A 22,372-nucleotide genomic window follows, 5' to 3' on the forward strand; every position below is an offset into this window, starting at 1 on the left:
CATGGCGAAAGGTGGGGGCCGTGCCTGCCGCAGGGAGCCGCGCGTTGGGGAACTTCGACTTCGTCCGGGATCGCTGGCCGAAAGTCTGGGAGGCCGCATCCCGCGCTGAGTCGTACCTGCGTAGCGACCCGCGCGCGTCCGCGACCTACGCCCGGCGCGCTGGCGAGATGTTCACCGAATGGATCTACGCCGCCGAGGCCCTGCCGCGCCCGTACGATGACTCCTTCGCGAATCTGACGGCCCAGGCCGCCTTCAAGGCGTTGGTCGGCCAGAACGTGACTGGCAGCCTTCGCATCGTGCGGACGATCGGGAACGACGCGGTCCACAAAGAAGAGGCGATGCCGCTCGGCCGCGCCCGCGGGTCCCTCGAGCAGCTGCACACGATCTGCCGGTGGCTCGATCACGGCTACGGCGATCCGAACGCCGTCGGAGCTCCACCCTTCGACTTGGCCCGGGTTCCGCCGGCTCCGGCCGCCGTGATCCAGCGCACCCGCGCCGAGCTCGAACGCGCGCAGGAGTACTTTGACCAGGCGCGCCGGGCGCTCGCGAACGAGCGCGAGCGCAGCGCCGCATTGCAGGAGGAACTCGCGCGACTACAGGCCGGGGTTGCCGCGACGAAGGCCGCGAACGACGTCGTGAATGCCGCGCATGGTATCCCTGATCCGACCGTCGCGACGGAGGCCGAGACGCGCCGCGACCTCATCGATCTGCAGCTCGCCGAAGCGGGGTGGCTGCTCACCAACACCCGCGATCGAGAGTGGCCCGTCACCGGGATCCCCACCGCGTCGGGTGAAGGTCGAGTCGACTACGTGCTGTGGGGCGACGACGGCAAGCCACTCGGCGTCGTCGAGGCCAAGCGCACCACGAAGAGCGCGAAAGAGGGCCGGCTGCAGGCCGAGGTGTACGCGGACGCCCTCGAGCGCGACTTCGGTCAGCGGCCCCTGATCTACTACACGAACGGCTTCGAGACGTGGCTGTGGGACGACCGCCGGTACCCGCCCCGCTCGGTCGCCGGGTACATGACGAAAGACCAGCTCGTGCTGGCGATCCAGCGCCGGACGTCGCTTAAGCCGCTCGCGACGGCATCCGTCGATCACACGATCGTCGAGAGGCCGTATCAGCTACGTGCGATCCGCGCGGTGACCGAGGCGTTCGAGCACCAGCGCCGCCGCGCGCTGCTTGTGATGGCTACGGGCACCGGCAAGACCCGCACCGTCATCGCCCTCGTCGATGTGCTGCAGCGTGCGAACTGGATCAAGCGCGTGCTGTTTCTCGCCGACCGCACAGCGCTGGTGACCCAGGCCGTCGCCGCGTTCAAGACCCATCTGCCCGATAGCGCCCCTGTCAACCTCGTGACCGACCGCGACAGCGACGGGCGGGTCTTCGTCTCGACCTATCAGACCGTGATGGGCCTGATCGACTCCGGTGAAGACGCGCTCCGCCGCTTCGGACCGGGCTACTTCGACCTCATCGTCGTTGACGAGGCGCACCGGTCGATCTACAACAGGTACGGCGAGATCTTCTCGTATTTCGACGCGCTCGTCGTCGGCCTCACCGCAACACCGCGCGCCGACGTCGATCACAACACCTACCGGATGTTCGACCTCGACGATGGTGTGCCGACCGACGTTTTCGAGCTCGACGACGCGATCGCGGGCGGGTATCTCGTTCCTCCCGTGGCGCGACCGATCGATCTCGGGTTCATGACCCGCGGCATCCGCTACGCGGACCTGAGCCCCGGAGAACGCGAGCGGTGGGATGAGCTCGAGTGGCAGGACGGCGAGATCCCCGATGCGATCGACGCCGCCGCGATGAACCGCTGGCTGTTCAACGAAGACACCGTCGATAAGGTGCTCGACGTGCTCGTTACGGAGGGGCGCCGCGTCGGCGGCGGCGACGTGCTCGGCAAGACAATCATCTTCGCGAAGAACCAGCGGCATGCCGAGTTCATCGAGTCGCGGTGGGATGTGAATTTTCCCGAGACGCGTGGCGAGTTCGCCCGCGTGATCACGTACGCATCCGGCCCCTACGCGCAGACGCTCATCGACGCGTTTTCCACTCCCGCGAAGTCGCCGCACATCGCAATCTCGGTCGACATGCTCGATACCGGCATCGACGTGCCCGACGTCGTGCATCTGGTGTTCTTCAAGCCCGTCAACTCGCACACCAAGTTTTGGCAGATGGTCGGACGCGGCACACGTCTCCGCCCGGACCTGTACGGACCCGGCGACGACAAGCGCGACTTCGTGATCTTCGACGTGTGCGGCAACATCGACTACTTCAACGAGCAGCTCACTGAGGCAGCGGCACCTCGTTCGGTGTCGCTGGCGGAGCGCTCGTTTGTACTGCGCACGCGCCTGCTCGCTGCGCTGCACGGCACCGACGACCCGGATGCCGCAGGTCTGCGTGATGTGCTCGCGGCGCGTCTGCATTCCGCGGTCGCGGGCATGAACCATGACAACTTCCTCGTGCGCCGGCGGCTGCGCGCCGTCGAGCGCTTCAGCAGTTCGCATGCGTGGGACAGCTTCAGGGACGCCGATGTGGATGCCGCTGCGGAGCTCGCTGGCTTGCCCTCAGCTGCCGAACAGGACACCGACGAAGCCGCCAAACGATTCGACGCGCTCGTCCTCACCGCGCAGGTGAGCCTTGCGAATCGCGAGCCGGTGCCGGTCGGCGTCGCCGCCCGCATCGTCGACATCGCGCGTGCGCTGGGCGATCAGCGCGGTATCCCGGCGGTGGCCGCGCAGGCAGCGCTGCTGAATGCCGTCGCTGATGCGTCGTGGTGGGAACACGTCGACGCCGTCATGCTCGAGCGCGTGCGCGTGAACCTCCGAGACCTCGTGCGCCTCATCGGCCGCGAGAGCATGGCGATCGTGTACTCCGACTTCGAGGACACCCTCGCCCCTGTCCGCGACGTCGTCCTCACACGCGTGGTGCCGGGTCTCAACCGTCGTGCGTTCCGTGAGAAGCTCTTCGGCTTTCTCACCGGCCGGTCGGATGTTGCCCTACATAAGCTGCGCACCGGACGCCCCCTCACCGCGGTTGACCTCGAGCAGCTGGAGGAAGCGCTGACATCAGCGGGTGGCCTCGACGCAGGCTTGTTGAATGAGGAAGCGAAGGGGGCTGGCGGCCTCGGCCGACTAGTGCGGTCAATCGTCGGTATGGATCGCTCGGCCGTCGAGCAACAGCTCGCCGACTTCGTCTCCACACCCGGTTTCACCCATCGCCAGCATGCGTTCGTCGACCTGGTCGTGCAGCAGCTCACGATCGCTGGGTATCTGGATCCGCGGCGGTTGTATGAGGATCCCTTCGATGGCATAGCCCCTGAGGGGCCCGATGCATTGTTCAGCGACGCGCAAATATCCGATCTGATCGCGCGACTGCGGCAGATCGACGAATCGGCGAAGCCAAGCGAGTCGGCGAGCGCGTGAGTTCTCAACGGGGATTTAGAACTACCGTACGCGCATGTACCCGGTGGGCCACGCCCCTCGTAGAAGCTTTGCTTCAGCCACCTACATCGCAGAGAAGTGTTTGGGTAGTCACGATTGTCTAGCGTCCTGCAGAGCCATGCGCTGCGGTTTGGAACGGTAAGCGCGAGGCGTTGATTTCCGCGCGCTCGGCATGCGGCTGCACAACGTCGCGATTGTCGTGGCGCGGACGGATGCGCGGCCCGGGGTTTGCCTTCACTGAGGGGTGGGCATCCGTGCGCTCACCGATAGGCGTGCGATCCTCCTCGCCGCGATGGACCAACGAACCAATGACCGCATGGCGACGTTTCCTACCCTTCCCCGCAGGGGCTACTCGACACTGTCGAGTGGCGGACCGGTGAGTCTTCGACGCGGGCAACGCACTTTGGCAGAATGCCAACGTAAGTTCGCGGACTGTCGGAGAACGTGAAATCCAATGAGTCGACCTAGATGTATCGACCGCGACCAGTTGCAAAGTTGGGCAGACACGCGCCCTTCGCAATGTGAGTTCCCTCGTCGTGTGCGACGCCCTAGTCTGGAGACAACCTCGGGCCTGGTCGAACTTGGTATGCCCGTGGGCGACCGGCGATTGGGACGCTGCCTACCGATCTTTCGCCTGGCGCGATGCTTGCGCCGAACTGCACATCAGCCCGAAGCGCACCCGCCCCTACGGTCCTCAGGCGAACGGGAAGATCGAACATTTCCGCCGCACCCTCGCTGACGGCTGAGCCTGCGCCCGGCACTACAACTCCGGATCAGCCCGCCGCAACGCGCTACCGACCTGGATGCACTCCTACAATCACCACAGGCCCCACACCGCGATCGGCGGACACCCACCCATTAGCCGACTGACCAACCTGCCCGGACAGCCTTGTAGCACCCAGGCAGGTTGTTCAGTCGGCTGATGGTCGGGTGGTTCAGCGGACCGCCTGAGGCAGCGCGGGTACGGTGGCAGCTCCACTCTGCCCGGACATTCCCGTCACGTCGGGGTAATCAGATCAAGCAACCGTCGTGGGAGATACAGCCAGCGGTCGCGCCCCTCGCCGTGCCAGGATGTGCTCAGCGATACTCGCGCGACAGCCGCGGGTCGTCGAATCCGTGTGGGGGGAATGGGTGCGGGAAGCTTGGAGACTTCTTCGTTCGGAGAACGAGCAACTGATCGACGACGTCGCGGATGGCCGGCGCCTCTTTTGGTTGGGGTCAGGTATCTCCCGCGATCAAGTGCCCGATCTCGTACAGCTGCTCAGGCGAGTGCTCTTGTTTCTGCGTCAGCGAGCTGGGTCGGGTGAAGGTGACGCGGCGCAGCATCGGGCCGCTCTTCTGGAGATTCTCGGAGACAACATACCCGCCGAGCGGGCGCGGTACGACGAGGACCCGTTGGGCTGGGAACCGGGCGACCTCGAGTCCTTGCGCGACAAATACAGCCGTGTGCTCGGCGTCGGGGTTGAGGGGAGACCAACGGACTACCTCCTGATCGATGGCGCCGGTCTGCCGGAGCTCTACGGCGATCCCGATCTGGAGCCCGGTCCCACACATGTACTACTCGCAATGCTGATCTCTGAAGGCTGCGCCACTCAGTTCGCCTCCGGAAACTGGGACGGGCTGGTTGAGAAGGCGTTGTCAGATATCTCTTCGTCAGAGAGTCTGATTGACGTCTACGTCGACGTCGACGATCCGCGAGACGCTCACGGCCACGCCGAGATTGCGAAGTTTCACGGATGTGCCGTACTCGCACTTGCGCAACCGGATCGATACCGCGGGAAGATCATCGCCACGAATGCGCAGATCAGCAAGCTGCACGGCGATCCGGAGTTCGCGCATATGAAGGATCACCTCCGTGATCTGACGACACGCAAGCGTTCCCTGATACTGGGACTTTCGGTGCAAGATAGCGACCTGCTCGCCATATTTCGGGGTGCCGCGAGTAGGAGTCCGTGGCGGTGGGACCCAACTCACCCCGCATATCTCTTCGCGGAGCCTGCTATCGCAGCAAGTCAGCGAGACGTGCTCGAGGTGGCGTATGGCGAGGAATTTGGGCGCGAACGAACCAACGTCATTCGTCGCTCCGCGCTCGGTGCGTACGCTGGCCCCGTCGTCGCGGCGGTCCTGCTGGAAGTACTGGCTGCGAAGATGATCGCGGCGATGGAGCGGCACCACCCCCTGAATGGCGCGGTCCTCGCGTCCCTCCGCCCGGGAATTCGCCGGCTCATCGTGCGGATCGTGGCCCGCTATGGGCGGGACGAGAGCGCACTGGCAGAGTTTTTGCGGGGTGGCTACTCAGACCTGATTCGGACGTATCTCGGCCCACTCACGTCTGGGGACGCCAAGTATCTCCCGTTCGCTCGTGCCACCAGGAATCAGCTTTCAACTGATCCTGGAGTTGTGGCGATGGGCCTCGATCTACTAGCGATCGCGCTCGGCCTATTGGGGCTTGGTGAGCGGGCGGGACGCTGGCGCCTATCACTATCGAACGAGTCGAAAGGTAGCCGGATCAGCATCAGTGGCCGCTCCGGCGGAACGACGACCACCGTGATCGTCGTTCGAAGTGCCGCGGAGGCCATAGCCGCGATGGAGAGCAACGACTGGGTCGAAGGGGACGGTGAGATGGTTCTACTGCAGATGCAGAAGGGTCCGTCAGCCCTTCCGCGATCGCCCGGCGGCAGGATCGGGCGAGGACGCATCACTCGTTCGCGTCATGATCTTTCTTGGAGCGCACTTTCTGACTCAGTTAGCGATGTCGATGAACTCATGGCCCGGTTCGAGGCGGGAGCGAAGCTGTGACGAGAACAACGTCCAGGGACGCGCTCCGGGCGGAAGTCGCTTCGCTCCTTCGAGGGAACGGCTATACGGAAGTCGTCGCACCGATTACCGTCGGCGACATCACCTTGGAGGTGAACGGCCTCTGGGAGGGGCCGCCTGAAAGTCTCGATATATCCCTGATTGCCGACCGACCCGATACGCGGGAAGCTACGCTGCGACTGTTCTGGCTAGTGCAGCGGTTGGTGCGAGCTCTGGATGCGGCCAGTTCTCGCCGTACCGTAACGGTCGTCCTTGTCGGCAACCGGGCGTCTCACACAGGCATGGGCGAATTCATGGAGCTGGCGCGGGTGCTAGTAGTTGACGGATCCCTCCCGACGCCCCGAATGCTGGGGCCACTTCTGCCGCTGCAACTGCCGGCGACGGCCGTGGCACAGCTCGACGGCAGCGCCCAGGTGGCGGCTGCTGTCGGCCGCAAGCGGCATTCGGCAGAACTGCTGAGGCTTGTGCATGCGGCCAACGCAGGCGCGTCGGTCGTCAGCGACCGCTACAAAGCATGGATTGACGAATCTTTCGCAAGCTATCGGGAGACGCATGACTGAGTTGCGCCTGCAGGAACTTGTCGTTGAGAACTTCCGAAGTATCGCGGGCCGATGCGTCATTCCCCTCGACGGGTCTATCACCCTCATCCACGGTGCGAACGGCGCCGGCAAGACCAGCTTGCTCAGTGCGATCGAATTGGGGGCCACGGGAAGCGTCGGATTCTTGGACGAGCAGACTGGAGACGCGCGATCGCTGCTTCGAAACCATGATTTTCCGCTCGGGCACGTCCGTCTAGCACTGGAGGACCGGGACGATGGCACCCGGGTGGGCTCATTCGAGCTGAATGGTGACACAGTATCCGGACGCGCGGCGTTGACTAAACCCGAGCAAACGTACTTTCTCGAGCGCAGCTTCCTGCCACAGACAGCGCTCGGACGATTACTGGAGTCCTACACCGAAACGGGTAAGCAGGTTGATACGGCGCTTGTGCGATTCGTCAAGTCCCTCGTGGGGCTCGACGAGCTCGATGCACTTATTGACGGGCTACACGCCTCCGGCGATCTGCGACGAAGCCGCAAGGCGGTGCCATCTTGGGCTCGGGCCAAAGACCGTGTCGACGCGTTGCAGACACGGCGTCGTGAGCTCCAGATCCAACACGAGAAGGCGCTCACCATGCTCGCAGAAGCCGCTGCTCGGCTGCGAGATCTGCTAGGTGAGACTTCGACCGACTATGCGATCGATGAGTTACTGCGCACGGCGATTGATCGTGGTCGCGGAGTCGAAACCAGTCGTGCCGAACTGTCTGAGTTGGAGCAGTTTCAGGCCAAGGTAGACGCGGTCGGCAATCTTGTCCGCAGTTCCCTCTTCAACGAATCAGCGGAGACGGCCCAAGATCTTGCGCGCGACTTAGAGGCTCGGACCGCTCTCGAAGCGTGGGAAGCGGGATCTGGTGCCGCCCTACTGGCGGAACTCAACGCGATCCGCCACGAGTTCCTCGCTCTCCCAGCGGCGGAAGCCGCTCAGCTCGCCGATGTATACGAGCAAACCGTGACGCATGCGATTGCAGCTGCAAACGACCGTGCCGAGGCAATAGCTTCAAACGACGCCAAGTATGAGCAGATTAGCCTGCTAGATCGGCGCATCGCGGATATCGATCACGCCATCGCAAGCGGCGAAAAACGCGTGCAGTTGACGGGGGTCTCAGATGACATCCGCACGCTAATCGAGATACTCAACTTGGCGATCCCGGTCCTGGAGTCAGAGCGGTGCCCGCTCTGCGATCAGCACTTCCAAGGCCCTGGATCTCTTTCGGAGCATCTCAATTCGAAGCTCGGTCGGCTCAGCGCCGGCGCCCGTGAGGTCGTACACCTCGAGCGCGAGCTGGCGAGCCTGCGCGCCGAGAGGCTCACAGCGGTGCGACAAGTGGTGCTGCTGAAGAGCGTGCCCGCACAAGACGTAATCGGCCCACTTGATGAAGCGATCCGACGGCTCAACGCCATGGCAGATTCGGTCAACGAAGGTTCACGTCTTCTTCAAATCGTCCAATCGGCTCAAGCGAGAGCCGCCGAGATCCTCGCCTGGCAAGCCGAGCGGGCGGTCATCGCGGACCGCATCGCCGACGTCAGGAGTGCGCTCGGGCTCTCCTTCCCGGACTCCTCGTTCGAAGATTCCATCGCTGTGCTCAAGGAAGAAATCGGCGAGCGTATCCAGCGACTTCGCTTTGCGGATATCCAGCGACGTCGCGAGCGCGAAGCGCGCGAAGCGATTGAGGACGCGCAGCGAGACGCGGAGCGATCAGAGAAGGAAGTGCGAGACGCCGACGCGGCAATATCCCGGCTTCAAGCGCAAATGTCGACCGCGGACTCTCGCATGATGAGTGCCCGAGACGTGCTACAACATGCTGAAATGACGCGCTCGCAGCTCATCAACGAAGTGTTCGATCAGTCGCTCAACGCCTTGTGGGCACAGCTCTTCACGCGTTTCGCGCCCTCGGAGCGGTTCACGCCGCGATTCGTTAAGCAGACCGCCGCGAGTCGCTCGGTTGACGTGAGACTCGAAACGGAACTACCCGACGGAAGGATTTCGGGCAGCCCCGGCGCGATGCTTAGCTACGGCAACACGAACTCAGCAGCATTGGCCTTGTTCATGGCGCTGCACCTGTCTGCGCCGCCCGAGCTCCCCTGGATCATCTTTGATGATCCTGTGCAGTCAATGGATGACATCCACGTCGCCAACTTCGCCACTATTGTCCGCCAGCTCGCATTCGTTCATGGGCGTCAGGTCGTGATAGCCGTGCATCAGCCGGAACTGTTTGACTACCTGGCTCTAGAACTTGCTCCAAGCGCTCGCGCGCATTCGCTTGTCCGCGTGACACTTGACCGCGGTTCGGGATTGACTGTCGCCGACGTCGAGCGAGTGAGCTATGCGAAGGAGCCCTCACTCCATCGCGCGATCTCGTAGGTGGGGTTGCGCGCGGGCCAGACTGCGCAGCCCATCGATCTCGGTCTATGGTGTCGCGACAGCAATCAGCCATCCCCCACTCAAGCTCCTCGCCTACCCCATTCATATCAGCCAGAGCAGCGCGACCCGCTACATGAGTCGAGCCCGCGACCCGGTCCTGACGCAAGAAGTGCGCATTCGGGAGCTCAGGCGGGTGCCGGCGGTGGGCCCCTGCAACCCGGGTAGGCCGTAGGGCCTTACGGCGTCCCGCCAGGCGCCGACGCTCCCCGGAGGCGTCGTCGATGCGACGCTGAGCAGCGCGCCGGCGCTGCCGTTCGGAGCCCACTGCGGGTCGGCGGCGTCGAATCTCCCCTGAGAGCGTGATGCTCGCTATCTGCGCCGTCTTGCGTGATGTCCTGAGAAATGTGCTCATTTGGTCGTGGCTGCCTCAAGCGCCGATCTGGCTGCTCGCAGAGCGCCTCAAGGGAGGCTAAGAACCTTGATCTCTCAACGAGCTTTCCCCGCATCATGCCCGCAACCATTCGTCGCGACGCGGTTCAGGAGGTTGCACCATGTTGCCTAACCCCGCAACCCCAAGATTCCGCGGTTCCGCCGGTGTAGGTCGGATTGATCGTTATGCGTAGTCGTGTTTGAGTCCCTCCAGGCTCTCGGCGAATCGAACGATCGAGATGCACCGCTTGCAACACCCGCACGTTCTTCGCGCGCGAGGTATCCCTCGCGTCGTGAAGCTGGCGTGCACTGAGCATCGACCACGCTCAGGTAAGGTGCGGCCCGGATTCGCGCGATCGCAACCCGGGCCGGCCTCATATGGTGCCCGCGCCACTATCCCGCGGCGACGGACACACTCCACGTCACCTCAAACCGATCCGTCAACATCCCGAACCCCGCACTCCACGCCGAAGCCGCCAGCGGCTCGACGACCGTGGCATCCACCGCCAGAGCGTCCCAGTGACCCTGCAACTCCTCGAACGTCGGCGAGCTGATCGACACGAACACCGCTTGCTCGGTGACCGTCGTGCCGTTCTCGCGGCGCGTCGCGCCGCCGCCCGCGAGGCCGCCCTCGGTGAGCCCCGGAATGTCGTAACCCATCACGCGGAAGCCGTCCTCGGAGGCGACCAGGCCGAAGACGACCTTGTCTGATCCGGGGATCTCGGCCGGCATCCCGAAGTCGGCGTACGTGTTGATCACGAGGTGGTCGCCGAAGACGGACTGGTAGAACGTGAGCGCCTCGCGGGCGTCGCCTCGGAAGTTCAGGTGGGTGGTGGTCTGCACGGACATGTCTGCTCCTCGGTTTCTCGGCCCAAATCGGCTCGTGGAACGACAGTCGTACCCATATAGGTCTGTTTCTGTCCTAGACGTGACCTACCGTGGGTGACATGGCCACGACGTCGCGATTGCTCACTCTGCTGTCGCTGCTGCAGGCCCGGCGCGACTGGCCGGGATCGGTGCTGGCGTCGCGGCTCAGGATCAGCGATCGCACGGTGCGGCGCGACATCGATCGGCTCCGCGAGATGGGTTACCGCATCGAGTCGACGAGGGGCCCCGATGGCGGATACCGGCTCGAAGCCGGCAACGACATGCCGCCCCTCCTCTTCGACGACGATCAGGCGCTCGCGGTCGCGATCGCTCTGCGGGCGGCGCCGGCGCTCGGTACCGGGATCGGCGAGGCCGCGGTCCGGGCTCTTGCGACCATGCGCCAGGTGCTTCCGTCGCGGCTTCGGCATCGGCTCGACGCGGTCGAGGTCACGACGGTCGGGCGTCCGGGCGAGGCGCCGGTGGCGGCCGTGCCGCTCGACGTTCTGCTGACGCTGGCGCAGGCGGTGCGCGACCGGTTGACGCTGCGGTTCGATTACCTGCCGAGGGGCGAGGGTGACCCCCAGTCGAGACGCGTCGAGCCGCATCACCTCGTCACCTCGTACGGCCGGTGGTACCTGCTCGGGTGGGATCTCGACCGCGACGACTGGCGACTCTTCGCCGCCGAGCGGGTCCGCCCGCGCGTGCCGCACGGCGCCCCCTTCGTGCCGCGGGTCGTGCCCGGTGGCGAGGTCGACGCCTTCGTCTCGGGGCGTTTCAAGGGATCGGATGCCAACGAGTGGCCATGCCGTGGAACCGTCGTCCTCCACGCGCCCGCGCATCGCGTCCGGCCCTTCGCTGGTGATGGAACGGTCACGGCGGTCGATGAGGGCCGCTGCACCCTCGAAGCCGGATCGTGGTCGTGGGGTGCTCTGGCGGCATCCTTCGGTCGGTTCGAGGTGGCGATGGAGGTCGTCGGACCGCCCGAACTGGCGGAGGCTTTTGCGGTGCAGGCGGAGCGATTCGCCGCGGCAGGCTCTTCCGCGAAGAAGTCAGGGCGAGGAAGCTAGCGGCATGACCCAACCCCTCCGCTACGCCATCAACGTCACCCTCGACGGCTGCTGCTCGCACGAGGAGGGCCTCCCACCCGACGAAGAGTCGATGGCGTTCTGGACCGACGAGCTGCGCCGCTCCGACACGCTCCTCTATGGGCGCGTGACGTATGAGCTGATGCAGGGCGCGTGGCGCAGGCCCGCGTCGGGGGAGTGGCCGGACTGGATGGATGCCAGTGAGGTGGCCTTCTCGGAGGTCATGGATCCGATGCGGAAGCTGGTGGCATCCGCGACTCTCGACGAAGTCGATTGGAACGCTGAGCTTCTCGACGGCGACGTGGTCGACGCGGTGCGGCGGTTGAAGGAGCGGCCGGGGCGGGGCATCTCGGTGGGCGGCGTGCGGCTGCCGGCGGCGCTCGCCGCGGCGGGGCTCATCGATGAGTACACGTTCGTGGTGCATCCCCTGGTGGCGGGGCGCGGGCCGCGGTTGCTCGACGGCGTCGACCTCACGCTCGAACTCATCGAGCGGCGCGAGTTCGGCTCGGGGGCTACGGTGCAGCGGTACCGACACCCGATAGCGTGACTGCAGAACCCGCACGGAGCGGGGCCGGGGGGCATTGCCGTGAATAATGACATTCTCTGGATCATCGGTGTCGTCGTCGCCGTCGGGGCGGTGCTGCTGGTCCTGCTGATCGGGTTCTTCATCTTCCGTGCCTGGTATCAGGTGCCGCAGGCGGACGAGGCAATCGTCATCGTCGGCAAGAAGCAGCGCGGAGAAGACGGTCTGACGTCGAATATGACGGTCATCACCGGTGGTGGTGCTTTTGTGAACAAGCTGACGCAGCGTTCGGATCGCATTTCGCTGCGTTCGCGGCAGATCAAGATGGAGCCGGTCGCGCAGACGAAGAACGGCGTGACCATCCACCTGGCCGGCGTCGCACTCGTGAAGATCGGATCGCTGCCGGATCAGGTTCGTGCCGCCGCGGAGCGCTTCGCCTCGCAAGACCAGGCGATCGACGTCTTCACTACCGAGCAGCTCGAAGGCGCCCTGCGCGGTGTTGTCGCAAAGCTGAACGTCGAAGAGGTCATGCAAGACCGCCAGAAGCTCGGCGACGAGATCGCGGAGGGCATCAAGGGCGACCTGCTTGCGCAGGGGCTTGTTCTCGACTCCTTCGCCATTCAGGGCGTAACCGACCGCAACGGCTATATCGAGGCGCTTGGTGCGCAGGAGGTCGAGCGCGTAAAGCGTGAGGCAGAGGTCGCTCGCATCGAAGCGGCCCGCGAGGTTAAAGCGCGGCAGCTGTCGACGGAGGAAGCAAACCTCATCGAGCAGACGGCGTTCGACAAGAACACGGCGGCATCGAAGTCGGAGGTCGGTCGCGCCAACGCGGAGGCAGAGCAGGCCGAGAACCTCGCTCGCGCCGAGCGTGAACAGGCCGTGCTCGTGCAGCGCGCCGAGAACCGCCAGGCCGAGCTCGACGCCGACGTCAAGCGCGTCGCCGACGCGGAGAAATATCGCAGGCAGACGGAGGCGGACGCTGAGGCGTACGGACGCCAGAAGAAGGCCGAGACCGACCGTCAGGTGGCGCAGCAGGAATCGGATGCTGAGGCCTATGCGGTGCAGCGACAGGCCGAGGCTCGGCAGGCGTCAGCTGCGGCGGAGGCCGCCGCGGTGCGCGCGCGTGCTGAGGCGGAGGCCGAGGCTCTGCGCGCGAAGTCCAGCGCCGAAGCTGAAGCTCTGCGCGCTCAAGCAAACGCTGAGGCAGAGGCGATCCGGGCGAAGGGTGAGGCGAGTGCCGCAGCCATTCAGGCCGAGGCGGAGGCCCTTCGCGAGAACCAGGAGGCCATCCTGGGGCGCGAGCTCATCGGGCAGCTGCCCGCGCTGATGGCGGAGTTCGCGAAGGGGTATCAGAACGTTGGCAACGTCACACTCGTCGGCGGTGACACCGCGGGCACGCACATTGCTCGCGAGCAGGCTGCGAGTCTGGCCGCGACGTTCGATAGCGTGAAGTCGGCGACGGGTGTCGACCTGGGTGCAATTCTGCAGGGGCAGGCGTTCGGGCGGGGTGTGGCGTCGACGCGGTCGTTTCGGGAAGCGGAGTCCCCAACAGACGTCAGCGACTGACGCGGCTAGACGCACCAAGTAAAGACGGATCGCTTCAGTGGCGTTTTTCCGGTGTCGAAGGCCGTGGGAATTGATTCCTGCCGGGACGCCGACGATGACGCGGAGTCGCGCTTCGTTACGACCCGCGGCTCCCGCGCTCATCGCAACAGCGGGAGAAATCCCTCATGCGCGGTATGCATCCGGGGTGGTCGAGGCACCGCCGCCCGGGGTTAGAACGAATCGATTTTCGAGGATCGCTCTCCACCCGTGGGGATCTGCGGGACTTCCTGTGATTCCGGGGTCATCCCGGTCTTGGTGGGTTCGAGACACGAGCGAGGCGAGCGCGATCAGGCGCCAATTGGCTCGAACAATGGCCAGCACTGCATCTACGAGTGCTTCCTCGTCTACGGCCGTGCTGTGGAGGGGCGTATGGAATTCAAGAGACTCGCGTGACCACTGACCTAGGTCCGTTTCGTGGAGAAGGTCGTGAACATACCTGTTTCGTTCTTCGTAGGCGGCATAGACCTGGTCGAGGGCCTCTTTGGCCGCCATCGCAAAGTCCTCGTCAGCGGGGCGCAAGTTCGCCTTGATTTGTTTCAGCAGCATCGCAAACTGCCGTGCTCCGTCTTCCAGTTCTGCAGGATCGTCGCGGCCCTGAAGCCAACCGTGCACGTCCCGAGCTGTGCGCTCCATCGCCACTGTGAGCCTTGCCATAAGGCCAATCCGGAACGTGGCCCGCTGATCGGCAGAAAGATCTTGAAGATCGGGAAGATAGGTGGACGCGAGCGTCCCGGGTGGGGCCACGTGCTTCATCTCCTACCCCCTCGCGTAGCTCACGTTCGGGCAATTCTCTCAGGTCGACGAAGTGCCCGGAACTCGCTTGTCCGCGGGCAGATATCAGTGCACCGCTCGCGCTAACACGGGCGAGTGTCGCTGACGGACCGGCGAGCGCGAACTTCGCCCGCTCGCGGGCGGCATCCTGAGGCGGCTTAAGGCGCGCCAAGCAACGCATTGGTCAGCGCACTCGGCCCGCCGAAGGAGATCCACTTCTTGCGGATCACGTCGCAAGAGGCCGTGATCGACGCTCTCACCTCTGCGTCTCGGCCGATGTCCGAAACCACCCGACGCAGTTCAGGGGAACGGTACAGCAGTACCGCCACGCCACCACCCACGACCGCTGCGCCGGTAATGACCTTCACTGGCGAGAGTCGGCGACGAGCGACTTGAGGTTCATCTGGGCCGGTGGATGCTGAGCGAGACGGCATGCAGGGGTCGTCTACGGCGCTCGGTTCGGGGTTCGCCGTAGTTTGCTCGTCCGCACCTACGGGTGGGGGATTGTCGACGGACTGACCATCTTCGAAATCGCACACTGCGGGCCTCCTATACTCTGTACAAGACGTTTAATCTAGTATAGATACGTGTATCACAAGCGGCGCTTTGGAGGAACCAGTGGTCGAAGTTTCGTTGGGCGAGTTGATAGCTCGAGGGCGCGCTGAACAGGGGTTGTCGCGGCAAGAGGTCGCCGACGCCACCAACTACAGTGCGGTCATGATTGCGAAGATCGAGTCAGGCGAACGCCTGCCTGATGAGAGCCGTCTCCCGACCATTGCGCACGTGCTGGGGCTCGACCTCGCAGATCTGACGCATGCGGCCAGTCGATTAGATCGGCGCAAGTCAAGTGGTCCCAAGATCGTCGATGCCATGAAGCTCGCGAAGCGAAACGACGAGCGCGCACGCGACCTTCGGAGCCGCGCGCAACAAGTAAGGATTGATGTGGACATCACAGCAAAGAAGCTGCGCGAGCTCGTGAATGCTTTTGACGCGAACGTGCTGCTACCTCTTTCGTCCGCGCTTTCGCAAATTGACGCGATTCCTTTGGATGCGATCGTTCACGATAATGTCGAGGACCACGAGTCAAATCCGGACTTCGCAGCGTCGCTTCGTACTGCTCAGCGTAAGACGGGAGCGAGCGTGCATGCGCTATTGAGCGCCCGAGTCCTTCAGGGGGACGGTGCTGCCGCGCAGATGTCCGGAATAGCTGCCGCGTCAACCGGCTTCGTGATCATGGGGTTGTCGGAAGTGCCGCCGACATGGTCGACCTTGGCCGAGATCGTCACGCTCGCCGCTCCGGCGATCGGTGCCACTGCGGGTAAGAACTTCGCCGCTGCGATAGCGGTGCTTCCAGTCACCTTCGCGGTCAACGCACTCGTGAGCGGTGGTCGAGTGCTTAGTAAGCAGGAGGAGGCGCAGCGAAGACTCGACTCAGCCCAACAGGAGCTCGAGCAGGCTGAGTTGGCCGTGAGCAAGTTTATCGCGCGCGCATCACGAATTACTGAGATCCTGACGGTGGCTCTGTTCGCTGCCAAGACTCACTTGAAGAGGATCGAGAGCGCAATTCCCGTACGCGGTCGCGTCGCATTTGAAGCCCTCGATCCCGCTGCCCGGGATTCGATGGGGCGCATGGCTGAGCTCACCTTTGCCAGTCTGGCGGTGCTTACGTTGCCGATTGGTTTGCACGTGGTCGCGGGAGAGGATTCGCCCGCCCTCGCCGACGAATCCTCCGACGATCCGACGAGAGGACAGATCGAGCCCGCATTCGAGCTTGGTTCGAAGCTGGAGAATGACTTCATCGACTATGTCATTGAGGAGGTCTTCGCCCAAGTGGCTCGATGACGCGCGGATGGGCCGAACGTCGTTGCGCGCCCCGCCGGCGCTTAGTGCAAAATTGCTGCTCGCAATGCGAGCAATGCCCGAGGGCAGTATAGAAGCGCCTCACGTTCGTGTTGGCTCTGAAGCGGTCTGAGATTCTCGCTGATGCAAGGATCGAATCTGGCGTCAACAGTGCTCGTGCAGTCGCTGGGCTTCCTCGGCCTCGAGGACTGCCCTCTACGCTCCGGTGGGTTCGTTCTGGGCCGCGACCTCCGCCCGCTGCTGACTCGGAGGTCTTGCGGACCTGTCGTAATCCCGATCATCCCCATTGTTGCGTGGGAAGCGATGGTTCGATGGTCGGCCTTCTGTGACCGGAGAAGATTGTCGCCATGACCCAACCCCTCCGCTACGCGATCAACACCACCCTCGACGGCTGCTGCCACCACGAGGCCGGCCTCCCGCCGGACGCCGAGTCCATGGCGTTCTGGACCGACGAGCTCCGCCGCTCCGACACCCTGCTCTACGGTCGCATCACCTACGAGCTGATGGAGGGCGCGTGGCGCCGGCCGGAGTCGGGGGATTGGCCCGACTGGATGGACGACAGCGAGGTCGCGTTCTCGGAGGTGATGGATCCGATGCGGAAGGTCGTGGCATCCGGAACCCTCGACGCCGTCGACTGGAACGCCGAACTCATCCGGGGCGACGTCGTCGACGCCGTCCGACGACTCAAGGAACAGCCGGGGCGAGGCATCGCGCTCGGCGGAGTCAAGCTCCCCGCGACGCTCGCGGCGCACGGGCTCATCGACGAGTTCACGTTCGTCGTACATCCGGTCGTTGCAGGGCACGGACCACGCCTGCTCGACGGCATCCGGGATCAGATCCACCTCGAGCTCGTCGAGCAGCGCGCGTTCCGTTCGGGTGCGGTCGTGCAGCGTTACCGTCCCCTCGCATAAGAAAGGGCCCCGCGCGAACTGCTCGCGCGAGGCCCTGGCATCCGGAGGTCAGTCCTGGAGGAACGGGTAGTCGGTGTATCCGGTCTCGCCGCCGCCGTAGACGGAGGCCTGATCGACCTCGTTCTCGTCGGCGTTCTTCTGCCAGCGGGTGACGAGGTCGGGGTTCGCGATCGCGGGGCGACCGACGGCGACCAGGTCGGCGATGTTCTCATCGACGGCGGTGACGGCCTCGTCACGCGTGGTCATGCGCGAGAACCCGGAGTTGACGATGAACGTGCCGCCGAAGGTGCGGCGGAGGTCCTGGATCAGGTCGCTCGCGGGGTCGGCGTGCAGCACGCTCAGGTACGCAAGGCCCAGGGGAGCCAGGCCCGACACGAGCGCCTCGTAGGTCGCGCGGGTCTCGGCTTCGTCCTTCTCCCACACGTCCTGGATGTTGTGGGCGGGCGAGATGCGGATGCCGACGCGATCGGCCCCCACCTCGGCGACGACGGCGCGGGCGACCTCGATGACGAAGCGGGCGCGGGTCTCGGGCGATCCGCCGTATCCGTCAGTGCGCTGGTTCGAGGCGGGGGAGAGGAATTCGTGGAGGAGGTATCCGTTGGCGGAGTGCAGCTCGACGCCGTCAAGGCCGGCATCCACCGCACGACGGGCAGCCTTCACGAACTCGTCGCGGACGGTGGCGAGCTCTTCGGTCTCGAGCGCGTGCGGCACGGGGTAGGCGACCTTCGTGCCGACGCCCAGGCGCGTGTCGCCCTCGATCGCGATGGCGGAGGGAGCGACGATGCGGTCGGTTCCGGTGATGTCGGTGTGGGTGACGCGTCCACCGTTCATCAGCTGCATGAAGACGACGCCGCCCTCGGCGTGCACGGCGTCGGCCACCTTCGCCCAGCCCGCAGCCTGCTCCTCGGTCACGATGCCCGGCTGACCCGGGTACGCCCGCGACTCAGCGCTGGGGAACACACCCTCGGTCACGAGCAGACCGATGCCGGCGCGCTGCGCGTAGTACTTCGCCACGATGGGTCCGGGAACGCCATCGGCGCCGGAGCGCAGGCGGGTCATCGGGGCGAGCGACACACGGTTGCGCACGCCGACACTGCCGACGGTGGTGGGGCTGAAAAGGCTCACGAAGGGGGTCCTCTCGTTCGTTTATAGGCCGAGAGTTCGCAACGGTCGTGGGTGCGGGTCTATTCCGGGATCCGCCGGTTCACGGGAAGACCAGAAGATCGCCCGGGTCGATCTGCGTCTCGCCGGGGATGACCGGCTCGCCGTTCTTCGTCAGCCGTGCGGGGTCGACTGCGAAGCGCTCGCCGATGGCGCCGAGCGAGTCGCCGGACCACACCATGTACGCCGACACGCGGGTGGTGTCGGCGCCGGAGACCACCGCGAAGCCCTGGGCTCCGGAGCGACGGCCGAGGTCGACGCCGTCGGCCGGCCTCGGCATCACGACGAACCGGGTCGGATCGTCGGGGTTGTAGTCGTGTTTCGCGGGGTCGTAGTACTCCACGCCGTCCGGCAAAACGTCGCCGGGCTCGCCGATCAGTGCGCGGAAGTCGTTGGGACACCCCTCGGTGCCCTGGCAGCGGAAGCCCTCGGGGTAGATGATCCACGGGCGGGACTCCTGTGCCCAGGCGGGGAGCTCGGTGACCGGCGGGGTCGCCGTGGGGGTCGGCGCTGCGGAGGGCGGGGCTGCCGCCTGATCGATGAGGGGCGGCGCATCGGATCGGGGGAAGCTCCAGATCGCGAGCGCGCAGATGCCCGCAACAGCGACCGCCGAGACGGCGAGGGTGATCTTCGCGGCGCGCTTCATGCGATCAGGCTCGCACAGCGGCATCCGGGATCAGAAACAGCGCGGGCAGGACGGCGCGAGCGGTCGTGGGGTGTGCGCGAACGGTCTCTAGAGGGCGGGCAGCATCACGTCGGACAGATAGTCGCGCAGGCGTGGGACATCGCGCGTGAGGGTGCGCCACACGCGACGCGGGTCGAGGTCGTCGTCCCGCCGGCCGACGAAGGTGCGCATGTCGATGATCTGCCGCCACGGCTGCCCGTCGAAGCGTTCGCGCACGGAGGCGGGGATCTTCGCGACGGCCTCACCGATGCGGATCAAACCCATCTCGGCGGCCCACTGCGTCTGGATGTCGTCGAGGAAGTGCTGCTCGCCCCGGGCGACGATCTGCGCGATCACCTCGCACACTGCGATGACTCGCGTGGCGGCGTCGCGCGCTTTTCGATCGTCTGCTGTCACAGCGGGATCGCCTCGCGCAGGACTCTCTCGCCGAACTCTCCTCGCAGCGTGTCGGATGCCACGACGTCGACCTCGACGTGCAGAAGGTCGGTGAGGGCGAGACGCAGGCCGATCTCGTCGAGAAGACCGGCTTCGGGCGTGAAATCGACGAGCACATCGACGTCGGACGACGTGGTCGCCTCGCCCCGAGCGATGGAGCCGAAGACGCGCGGAGACGCGGCGTGGAACTCGTCGACGAGGCGGTGGATCTCGTCGCGGTGCCGGAAGAGCCGCTCGTTGAGGGTGCCGGCGAGGGCCTTGTGGATGCGCTCGACGACCTCGGGACTGGGCTGTCGGCGGCCGTTCTCGTAGGCGGAGATGTTCGGCTGCGGCACCCGCGAAGCGCGGGCGAGCTCGGCCTGGCTCATACCCGCCGACTGGCGCCCCGCCCGGATGTCCACGGGCACAGTCTACCGGGGGGTTATCGCGGGCGATATATCTTCGCGGTTCGACGCCCCTCGGGCCCGCGCACCACCATACGCTGGTGGCCCAACCACCCACCGGAGGACCGCGATGACCGAGAACCCGCTCGCCCACCGCCTCGACTACGCGCTCGCCGAGCTCGACGACGATGCCCTGTCGGCGTCGCCCCTCGCGCTGCTGCAGCAGTGGTTGACGGATGCCGCGGACCTGCCGGAACCGAACGCGATGGTCGTGTCGACCGTCGACGGCGAAGGGCGTCCCACCTCGCGCACCGTGCTGCTGCGCGGGGTCGACGACGACGGCGCGCTGTGGTTCTTCACCAACCGGGACTCGCGGAAGGGGCAGGCGCTGGCGGGGAATCCGGCGGTGTCGATCGTGTTCCCCTGGTACGCGCTGCAGCGTCAGGTGATCGTGCTCGGCACCGCGACGCCGCTGCCGCCCGAGCGCGACGACGCGTACTTCGCCTCGCGGCCGCGCGGATCGCAGCTGTCGGCGTGGGCGAGCCACCAGTCGCAGCCGGTGGCATCCCGTGCCGCTCTCGAGGAGCAGATGGCAGAGGTGTCGGCGCGCTTCGGCGACGACGCGGTCGTGCCGCGACCGCCGCACTGGGGCGGGTATCGGGTCGAGCCGCGCGAGATCGAGTTCTGGCAGGGGCGGCCGTCGCGGCTGCACGACCGGATCGTGTTCACGCGGGATGGGGACGGGTGGGCGGGGATGCGGCGGCAGCCGTGACTCACGCCCCTAAGAAGATGGACGCACGAGCCCGAGCACTGGAAGGCAGAAGCCGATGACCGAGACGAACCTCGCACCGCACCGCATCGACGCGCAGACGACCGTCTGCATCTCCGTGTCGGCCCGCCCCACCAGCATCGGCACGCGCTTCCACAACTACCTCTACGCCGAGCTCGGGCTGAACTTCGTCTACAAGGCGTTCCGCACGACCGACATCGCCGGCACCATCGCGGGGGTGCGGGCACTCGGCATCCGGGGATGCTCCGTCTCGATGCCCCACAAAGAGACCGTCATTCCGCTCGTCGACACCCTCGAGCCGTCGGCCGCGGCGATCGGCAGCGTCAACACGATCGTGAACGACGACGGGGTGCTGACCGCGTCGAACACCGACTACCTCGCAATCGACGAGCTCATCGCCGACCACAACGTCGACCTCACCCGGCCCGTGATCCTGCACGGCTCGGGCGGCATGGCGAAGGCCATCGCCGCGGTGCTGCACGCTCGCGGTGCCGACCAGGTCACGGTTCTCTCGCGCAACGCCGACACCGGGGCCGCTCTCGCCCGTCAGTACGGGTTCGCCGCGGCATCCGACCTGCCGGCTCCCGCAGAGGCGACGCTCATCAACGCGACGCCCCTCGGCATGAACGGGCCGCACGCCGACGCCCTCGCCTTCCCGCTCGAGCACATCCGCGCGGCTCCTGTGGTGATGGATGTCGTTGCCTTCCCGACCGAGACCCCGCTGCTGGCGGCGGCTCGCGAAGCCGGGGCCGAGGTGATCGGTGGCGACGCCGTCATCGCGCTGCAGGCGGCGCGACAGTTCGTCGCGTACACGGGGGTCGTGCCGACGGCCGAGCAGGTCGCGCGGGCGGCGACGTACTCGCGGGAGACCGTGGCGGCGGGGTGAAGCGCGGGTCCTCGTGGGCCGCAACAGCCGCGAGGACACCCGACTGATGTGAGCGCGGCCGAGGGATCATTCGACGCGCAGGACGATTTCACGGCCGCTCGTGCCAGGTTGGGAACATGACGATGACCGTGCTCCCTTGGTTCCACCCGAATCCGAGGGAGTCGCAGATCCAGCTCGACGTCGTGCCCAGCGGCGTCCTGCACGCACTCGCGCGCGGCGAGGCGCACTCCATTTCGGCCCAATTCGTGTCCCCCTATCTCATGGGTCCCGATTGCATGAGCCTTTGGCGCTTTCGGAGCGCGCAGACAATCGGCAATCCGCTCGACATCCCGTGGGTGACGCGCCTCATCCGCGACCCCGAGATCACGATGCCCGTTGGTGTGGCGGGATTCCACGGTGCGCCCGACACGGCTGGCACGGTCGAGATCGGCTACCGTGTAGACCCCGCCTGGCGGCGACGCGGCTACGCCAAACGCTCCATAGAGATTCTTCTGGCGGCAGCGCGAAGCCACCCAGACGTAGAGACCGTCCGCGCTAGCGTCCGGCCCGACAACACCCCATCGATCGCGCTTGTGACCATGTACGGATTCACCCCCGTCGGGGAGCAATGGGATGAAGAGGACGGGCGCGAGACGATCTACGAGTTGCCCGTCTCGGCTGAATCTGCGTGAGCCCAACACGAACGCGCTTCGGAGTCTTCGAAGGGCCTCGGGTCCCGGCAGCCCCGGCCCGGCGGAGCACCTGCCCGCGGACT

General features: G+C 65.6%; 19 protein-coding genes and 1 pseudogene. 13 read left to right on the forward strand and 7 right to left on the reverse strand.

What is annotated here, in order from left to right; genetic code table 11:
* Positions 1-20 precede the first annotated feature (20 nt).
* The 5 genes and pseudogenes from RWH43_RS05995 (at position 21) to RWH43_RS06015 (ending at position 9,227) form a co-directional block, all read left to right on the forward strand.
* The gene (locus RWH43_RS05995; RefSeq protein WP_316000933.1) at positions 21-3,431 is read left to right on the forward strand and encodes a DEAD/DEAH box helicase family protein; all 3,411 of its coding nucleotides are present in this window, start codon (positions 21-23) and stop codon (positions 3,429-3,431) included.
* A 623-nt stretch (positions 3,432-4,054) separates the two neighbouring features.
* Positions 4,055-4,372, forward strand: a pseudogene (locus RWH43_RS06000) (integrase core domain-containing protein); the annotation flags it as partial.
* A 316-nt stretch (positions 4,373-4,688) separates the two neighbouring features.
* Complete coding sequence (locus RWH43_RS06005; protein ID WP_316000934.1) at positions 4,689-6,248, forward strand: SIR2 family protein; 1,560 nt, start codon at positions 4,689-4,691, stop codon at positions 6,246-6,248.
* Complete coding sequence (locus RWH43_RS06010; RefSeq protein WP_316000935.1) at positions 6,245-6,826, forward strand: hypothetical protein; 582 nt, start codon at positions 6,245-6,247, stop codon at positions 6,824-6,826. The genes RWH43_RS06005 and RWH43_RS06010 overlap by 4 nt, the downstream gene beginning before the upstream one ends.
* Entirely contained in the window at positions 6,819-9,227 is a 2,409-nt protein-coding gene (locus RWH43_RS06015) for an AAA family ATPase (protein ID WP_316000936.1), read from the forward strand. The genes RWH43_RS06010 and RWH43_RS06015 overlap by 8 nt, the downstream gene beginning before the upstream one ends.
* An 822-nt stretch (positions 9,228-10,049) precedes the next feature.
* On the opposite strand, the gene RWH43_RS06020 is transcribed toward RWH43_RS06015, so the two are convergent.
* Positions 10,050-10,505, reverse strand: a complete 456-nt coding sequence (locus RWH43_RS06020; RefSeq protein WP_316000937.1) for a VOC family protein — start codon at positions 10,503-10,505, stop codon at positions 10,050-10,052.
* A 98-nt stretch (positions 10,506-10,603) separates the two neighbouring features.
* Between RWH43_RS06020 and RWH43_RS06025 the strand changes: the two genes are divergently transcribed.
* From RWH43_RS06025 to RWH43_RS06035, 3 genes are read left to right on the forward strand one after another with little or no spacing between them, the layout of a single operon-like run.
* Positions 10,604-11,590: a helix-turn-helix transcriptional regulator gene (locus RWH43_RS06025; protein ID WP_316000938.1), complete on the forward strand. Its 987-nt coding sequence runs from the start codon at positions 10,604-10,606 to the stop codon at positions 11,588-11,590.
* 4 nt (positions 11,591-11,594) lie between these two features.
* Entirely contained in the window at positions 11,595-12,155 is a 561-nt protein-coding gene (locus tag RWH43_RS06030) for a dihydrofolate reductase family protein (protein ID WP_316000939.1), read from the forward strand.
* Positions 12,156-12,194: 39 nt separating this feature from the next.
* Positions 12,195-13,697, forward strand: coding sequence for an SPFH domain-containing protein (locus RWH43_RS06035; protein ID WP_316000940.1), 1,503 nt, complete (start codon positions 12,195-12,197; stop codon positions 13,695-13,697).
* A 162-nt stretch (positions 13,698-13,859) separates the two neighbouring features.
* Here RWH43_RS06035 and RWH43_RS06040 read toward each other — a convergent pair whose 3' ends face one another.
* Complete coding sequence (locus RWH43_RS06040; protein WP_316000941.1) at positions 13,860-14,489, reverse strand: hypothetical protein; 630 nt, start codon at positions 14,487-14,489, stop codon at positions 13,860-13,862.
* A gap of 176 nt (positions 14,490-14,665) precedes the next feature.
* On the reverse strand, positions 14,666-14,875 hold the full coding sequence (locus RWH43_RS06045) for a hypothetical protein (RefSeq protein ID WP_316000942.1): 210 nt from the start codon (positions 14,873-14,875) through the stop codon (positions 14,666-14,668).
* Positions 14,876-15,125: 250 nt separating this feature from the next.
* On the opposite strand from RWH43_RS06045, the gene RWH43_RS06050 reads away from it, so the two are divergent.
* Together RWH43_RS06050 and RWH43_RS06055 are read left to right on the forward strand one after the other, a co-directional pair.
* The gene (locus RWH43_RS06050) at positions 15,126-16,349 is read left to right on the forward strand and encodes a helix-turn-helix domain-containing protein (protein WP_316000943.1); all 1,224 of its coding nucleotides are present in this window, start codon (positions 15,126-15,128) and stop codon (positions 16,347-16,349) included.
* A 365-nt stretch (positions 16,350-16,714) separates the two neighbouring features.
* Entirely contained in the window at positions 16,715-17,278 is a 564-nt protein-coding gene (locus RWH43_RS06055; RefSeq protein ID WP_316000944.1) for a dihydrofolate reductase family protein, read from the forward strand.
* Positions 17,279-17,326: 48 nt separating this feature from the next.
* On the opposite strand, the gene RWH43_RS06060 is transcribed toward RWH43_RS06055, so the two are convergent.
* The 4 genes from RWH43_RS06060 to RWH43_RS06075 all read right to left on the reverse strand — a co-directional run bounded on the left by RWH43_RS06060 (position 17,327) and on the right by RWH43_RS06075 (position 19,960).
* The gene (locus RWH43_RS06060) at positions 17,327-18,403 is read right to left on the reverse strand and encodes an alkene reductase (protein WP_316000945.1); all 1,077 of its coding nucleotides are present in this window, start codon (positions 18,401-18,403) and stop codon (positions 17,327-17,329) included.
* Positions 18,404-18,482: 79 nt separating this feature from the next.
* Positions 18,483-19,085 carry a hypothetical protein gene (locus RWH43_RS06065; RefSeq protein ID WP_316000946.1) on the reverse strand — a complete coding sequence of 201 codons (603 nt, stop codon included), beginning with the start codon at positions 19,083-19,085 and terminating at the stop codon, positions 18,483-18,485.
* A gap of 87 nt (positions 19,086-19,172) precedes the next feature.
* Positions 19,173-19,520, reverse strand: coding sequence for a HepT-like ribonuclease domain-containing protein (locus RWH43_RS06070; RefSeq protein WP_316000947.1), 348 nt, complete (start codon positions 19,518-19,520; stop codon positions 19,173-19,175).
* Positions 19,517-19,960 (reverse strand): helix-turn-helix domain-containing protein, encoded by a 444-nt coding sequence (locus RWH43_RS06075; protein WP_316000948.1) that lies wholly within the window; start codon positions 19,958-19,960, stop codon positions 19,517-19,519. Before RWH43_RS06075 ends, RWH43_RS06070 begins: the two co-directional genes overlap by 4 nt.
* A 112-nt stretch (positions 19,961-20,072) precedes the next feature.
* Between RWH43_RS06075 and pdxH the strand changes: the two genes are divergently transcribed.
* From pdxH to RWH43_RS06090, 3 genes are all read left to right on the forward strand, one after another.
* Complete coding sequence (pdxH, locus tag RWH43_RS06080; RefSeq protein WP_316000949.1) at positions 20,073-20,714, forward strand: pyridoxamine 5'-phosphate oxidase; 642 nt, start codon at positions 20,073-20,075, stop codon at positions 20,712-20,714.
* A 55-nt stretch (positions 20,715-20,769) separates the two neighbouring features.
* Entirely contained in the window at positions 20,770-21,618 is an 849-nt protein-coding gene (locus RWH43_RS06085) for a shikimate 5-dehydrogenase (protein ID WP_316000950.1), read from the forward strand.
* A gap of 116 nt (positions 21,619-21,734) precedes the next feature.
* On the forward strand, positions 21,735-22,289 hold the full coding sequence (locus RWH43_RS06090; protein WP_316000951.1) for a GNAT family N-acetyltransferase: 555 nt from the start codon (positions 21,735-21,737) through the stop codon (positions 22,287-22,289).
* Positions 22,290-22,372: the final 83 nt, after the last annotated feature.

This window comes from Microbacterium algihabitans (assembly GCF_032464975.1).
In the GTDB taxonomy this organism is placed as follows: Bacteria; Actinomycetota; Actinomycetes; order Actinomycetales; family Microbacteriaceae; genus Microbacterium; species Microbacterium algihabitans.

Bases quoted from the DNA above. Each gene is read 5' to 3' on its own strand.
- pdxH (WP_316000949.1), top strand. From the start codon at position 20,073: ATGACCGAGAACCCGCTCGCCCACCGCCTCGACTACGCGCTCGCCGAG.
- RWH43_RS06040 (WP_316000941.1), bottom strand. From the start codon at position 14,489: ATGAAGCACGTGGCCCCACCCGGGACGCTCGCGTCCACCTATCTTCCC.
- RWH43_RS06025 (WP_316000938.1), top strand. From the start codon at position 10,604: ATGGCCACGACGTCGCGATTGCTCACTCTGCTGTCGCTGCTGCAGGCC.
- RWH43_RS06055 (WP_316000944.1), top strand. From the start codon at position 16,715: ATGACCCAACCCCTCCGCTACGCGATCAACACCACCCTCGACGGCTGC.
- RWH43_RS06015 (WP_316000936.1), top strand. From the start codon at position 6,819: ATGACTGAGTTGCGCCTGCAGGAACTTGTCGTTGAGAACTTCCGAAGT.
- RWH43_RS06020 (WP_316000937.1), bottom strand. From the start codon at position 10,505: ATGTCCGTGCAGACCACCACCCACCTGAACTTCCGAGGCGACGCCCGC.
- RWH43_RS06085 (WP_316000950.1), top strand. From the start codon at position 20,770: ATGACCGAGACGAACCTCGCACCGCACCGCATCGACGCGCAGACGACC.
- RWH43_RS06065 (WP_316000946.1), bottom strand. From the start codon at position 19,085: ATGAAGCGCGCCGCGAAGATCACCCTCGCCGTCTCGGCGGTCGCTGTT.
- RWH43_RS06030 (WP_316000939.1), top strand. From the start codon at position 11,595: ATGACCCAACCCCTCCGCTACGCCATCAACGTCACCCTCGACGGCTGC.
- RWH43_RS06090 (WP_316000951.1), top strand. From the start codon at position 21,735: ATGACGATGACCGTGCTCCCTTGGTTCCACCCGAATCCGAGGGAGTCG.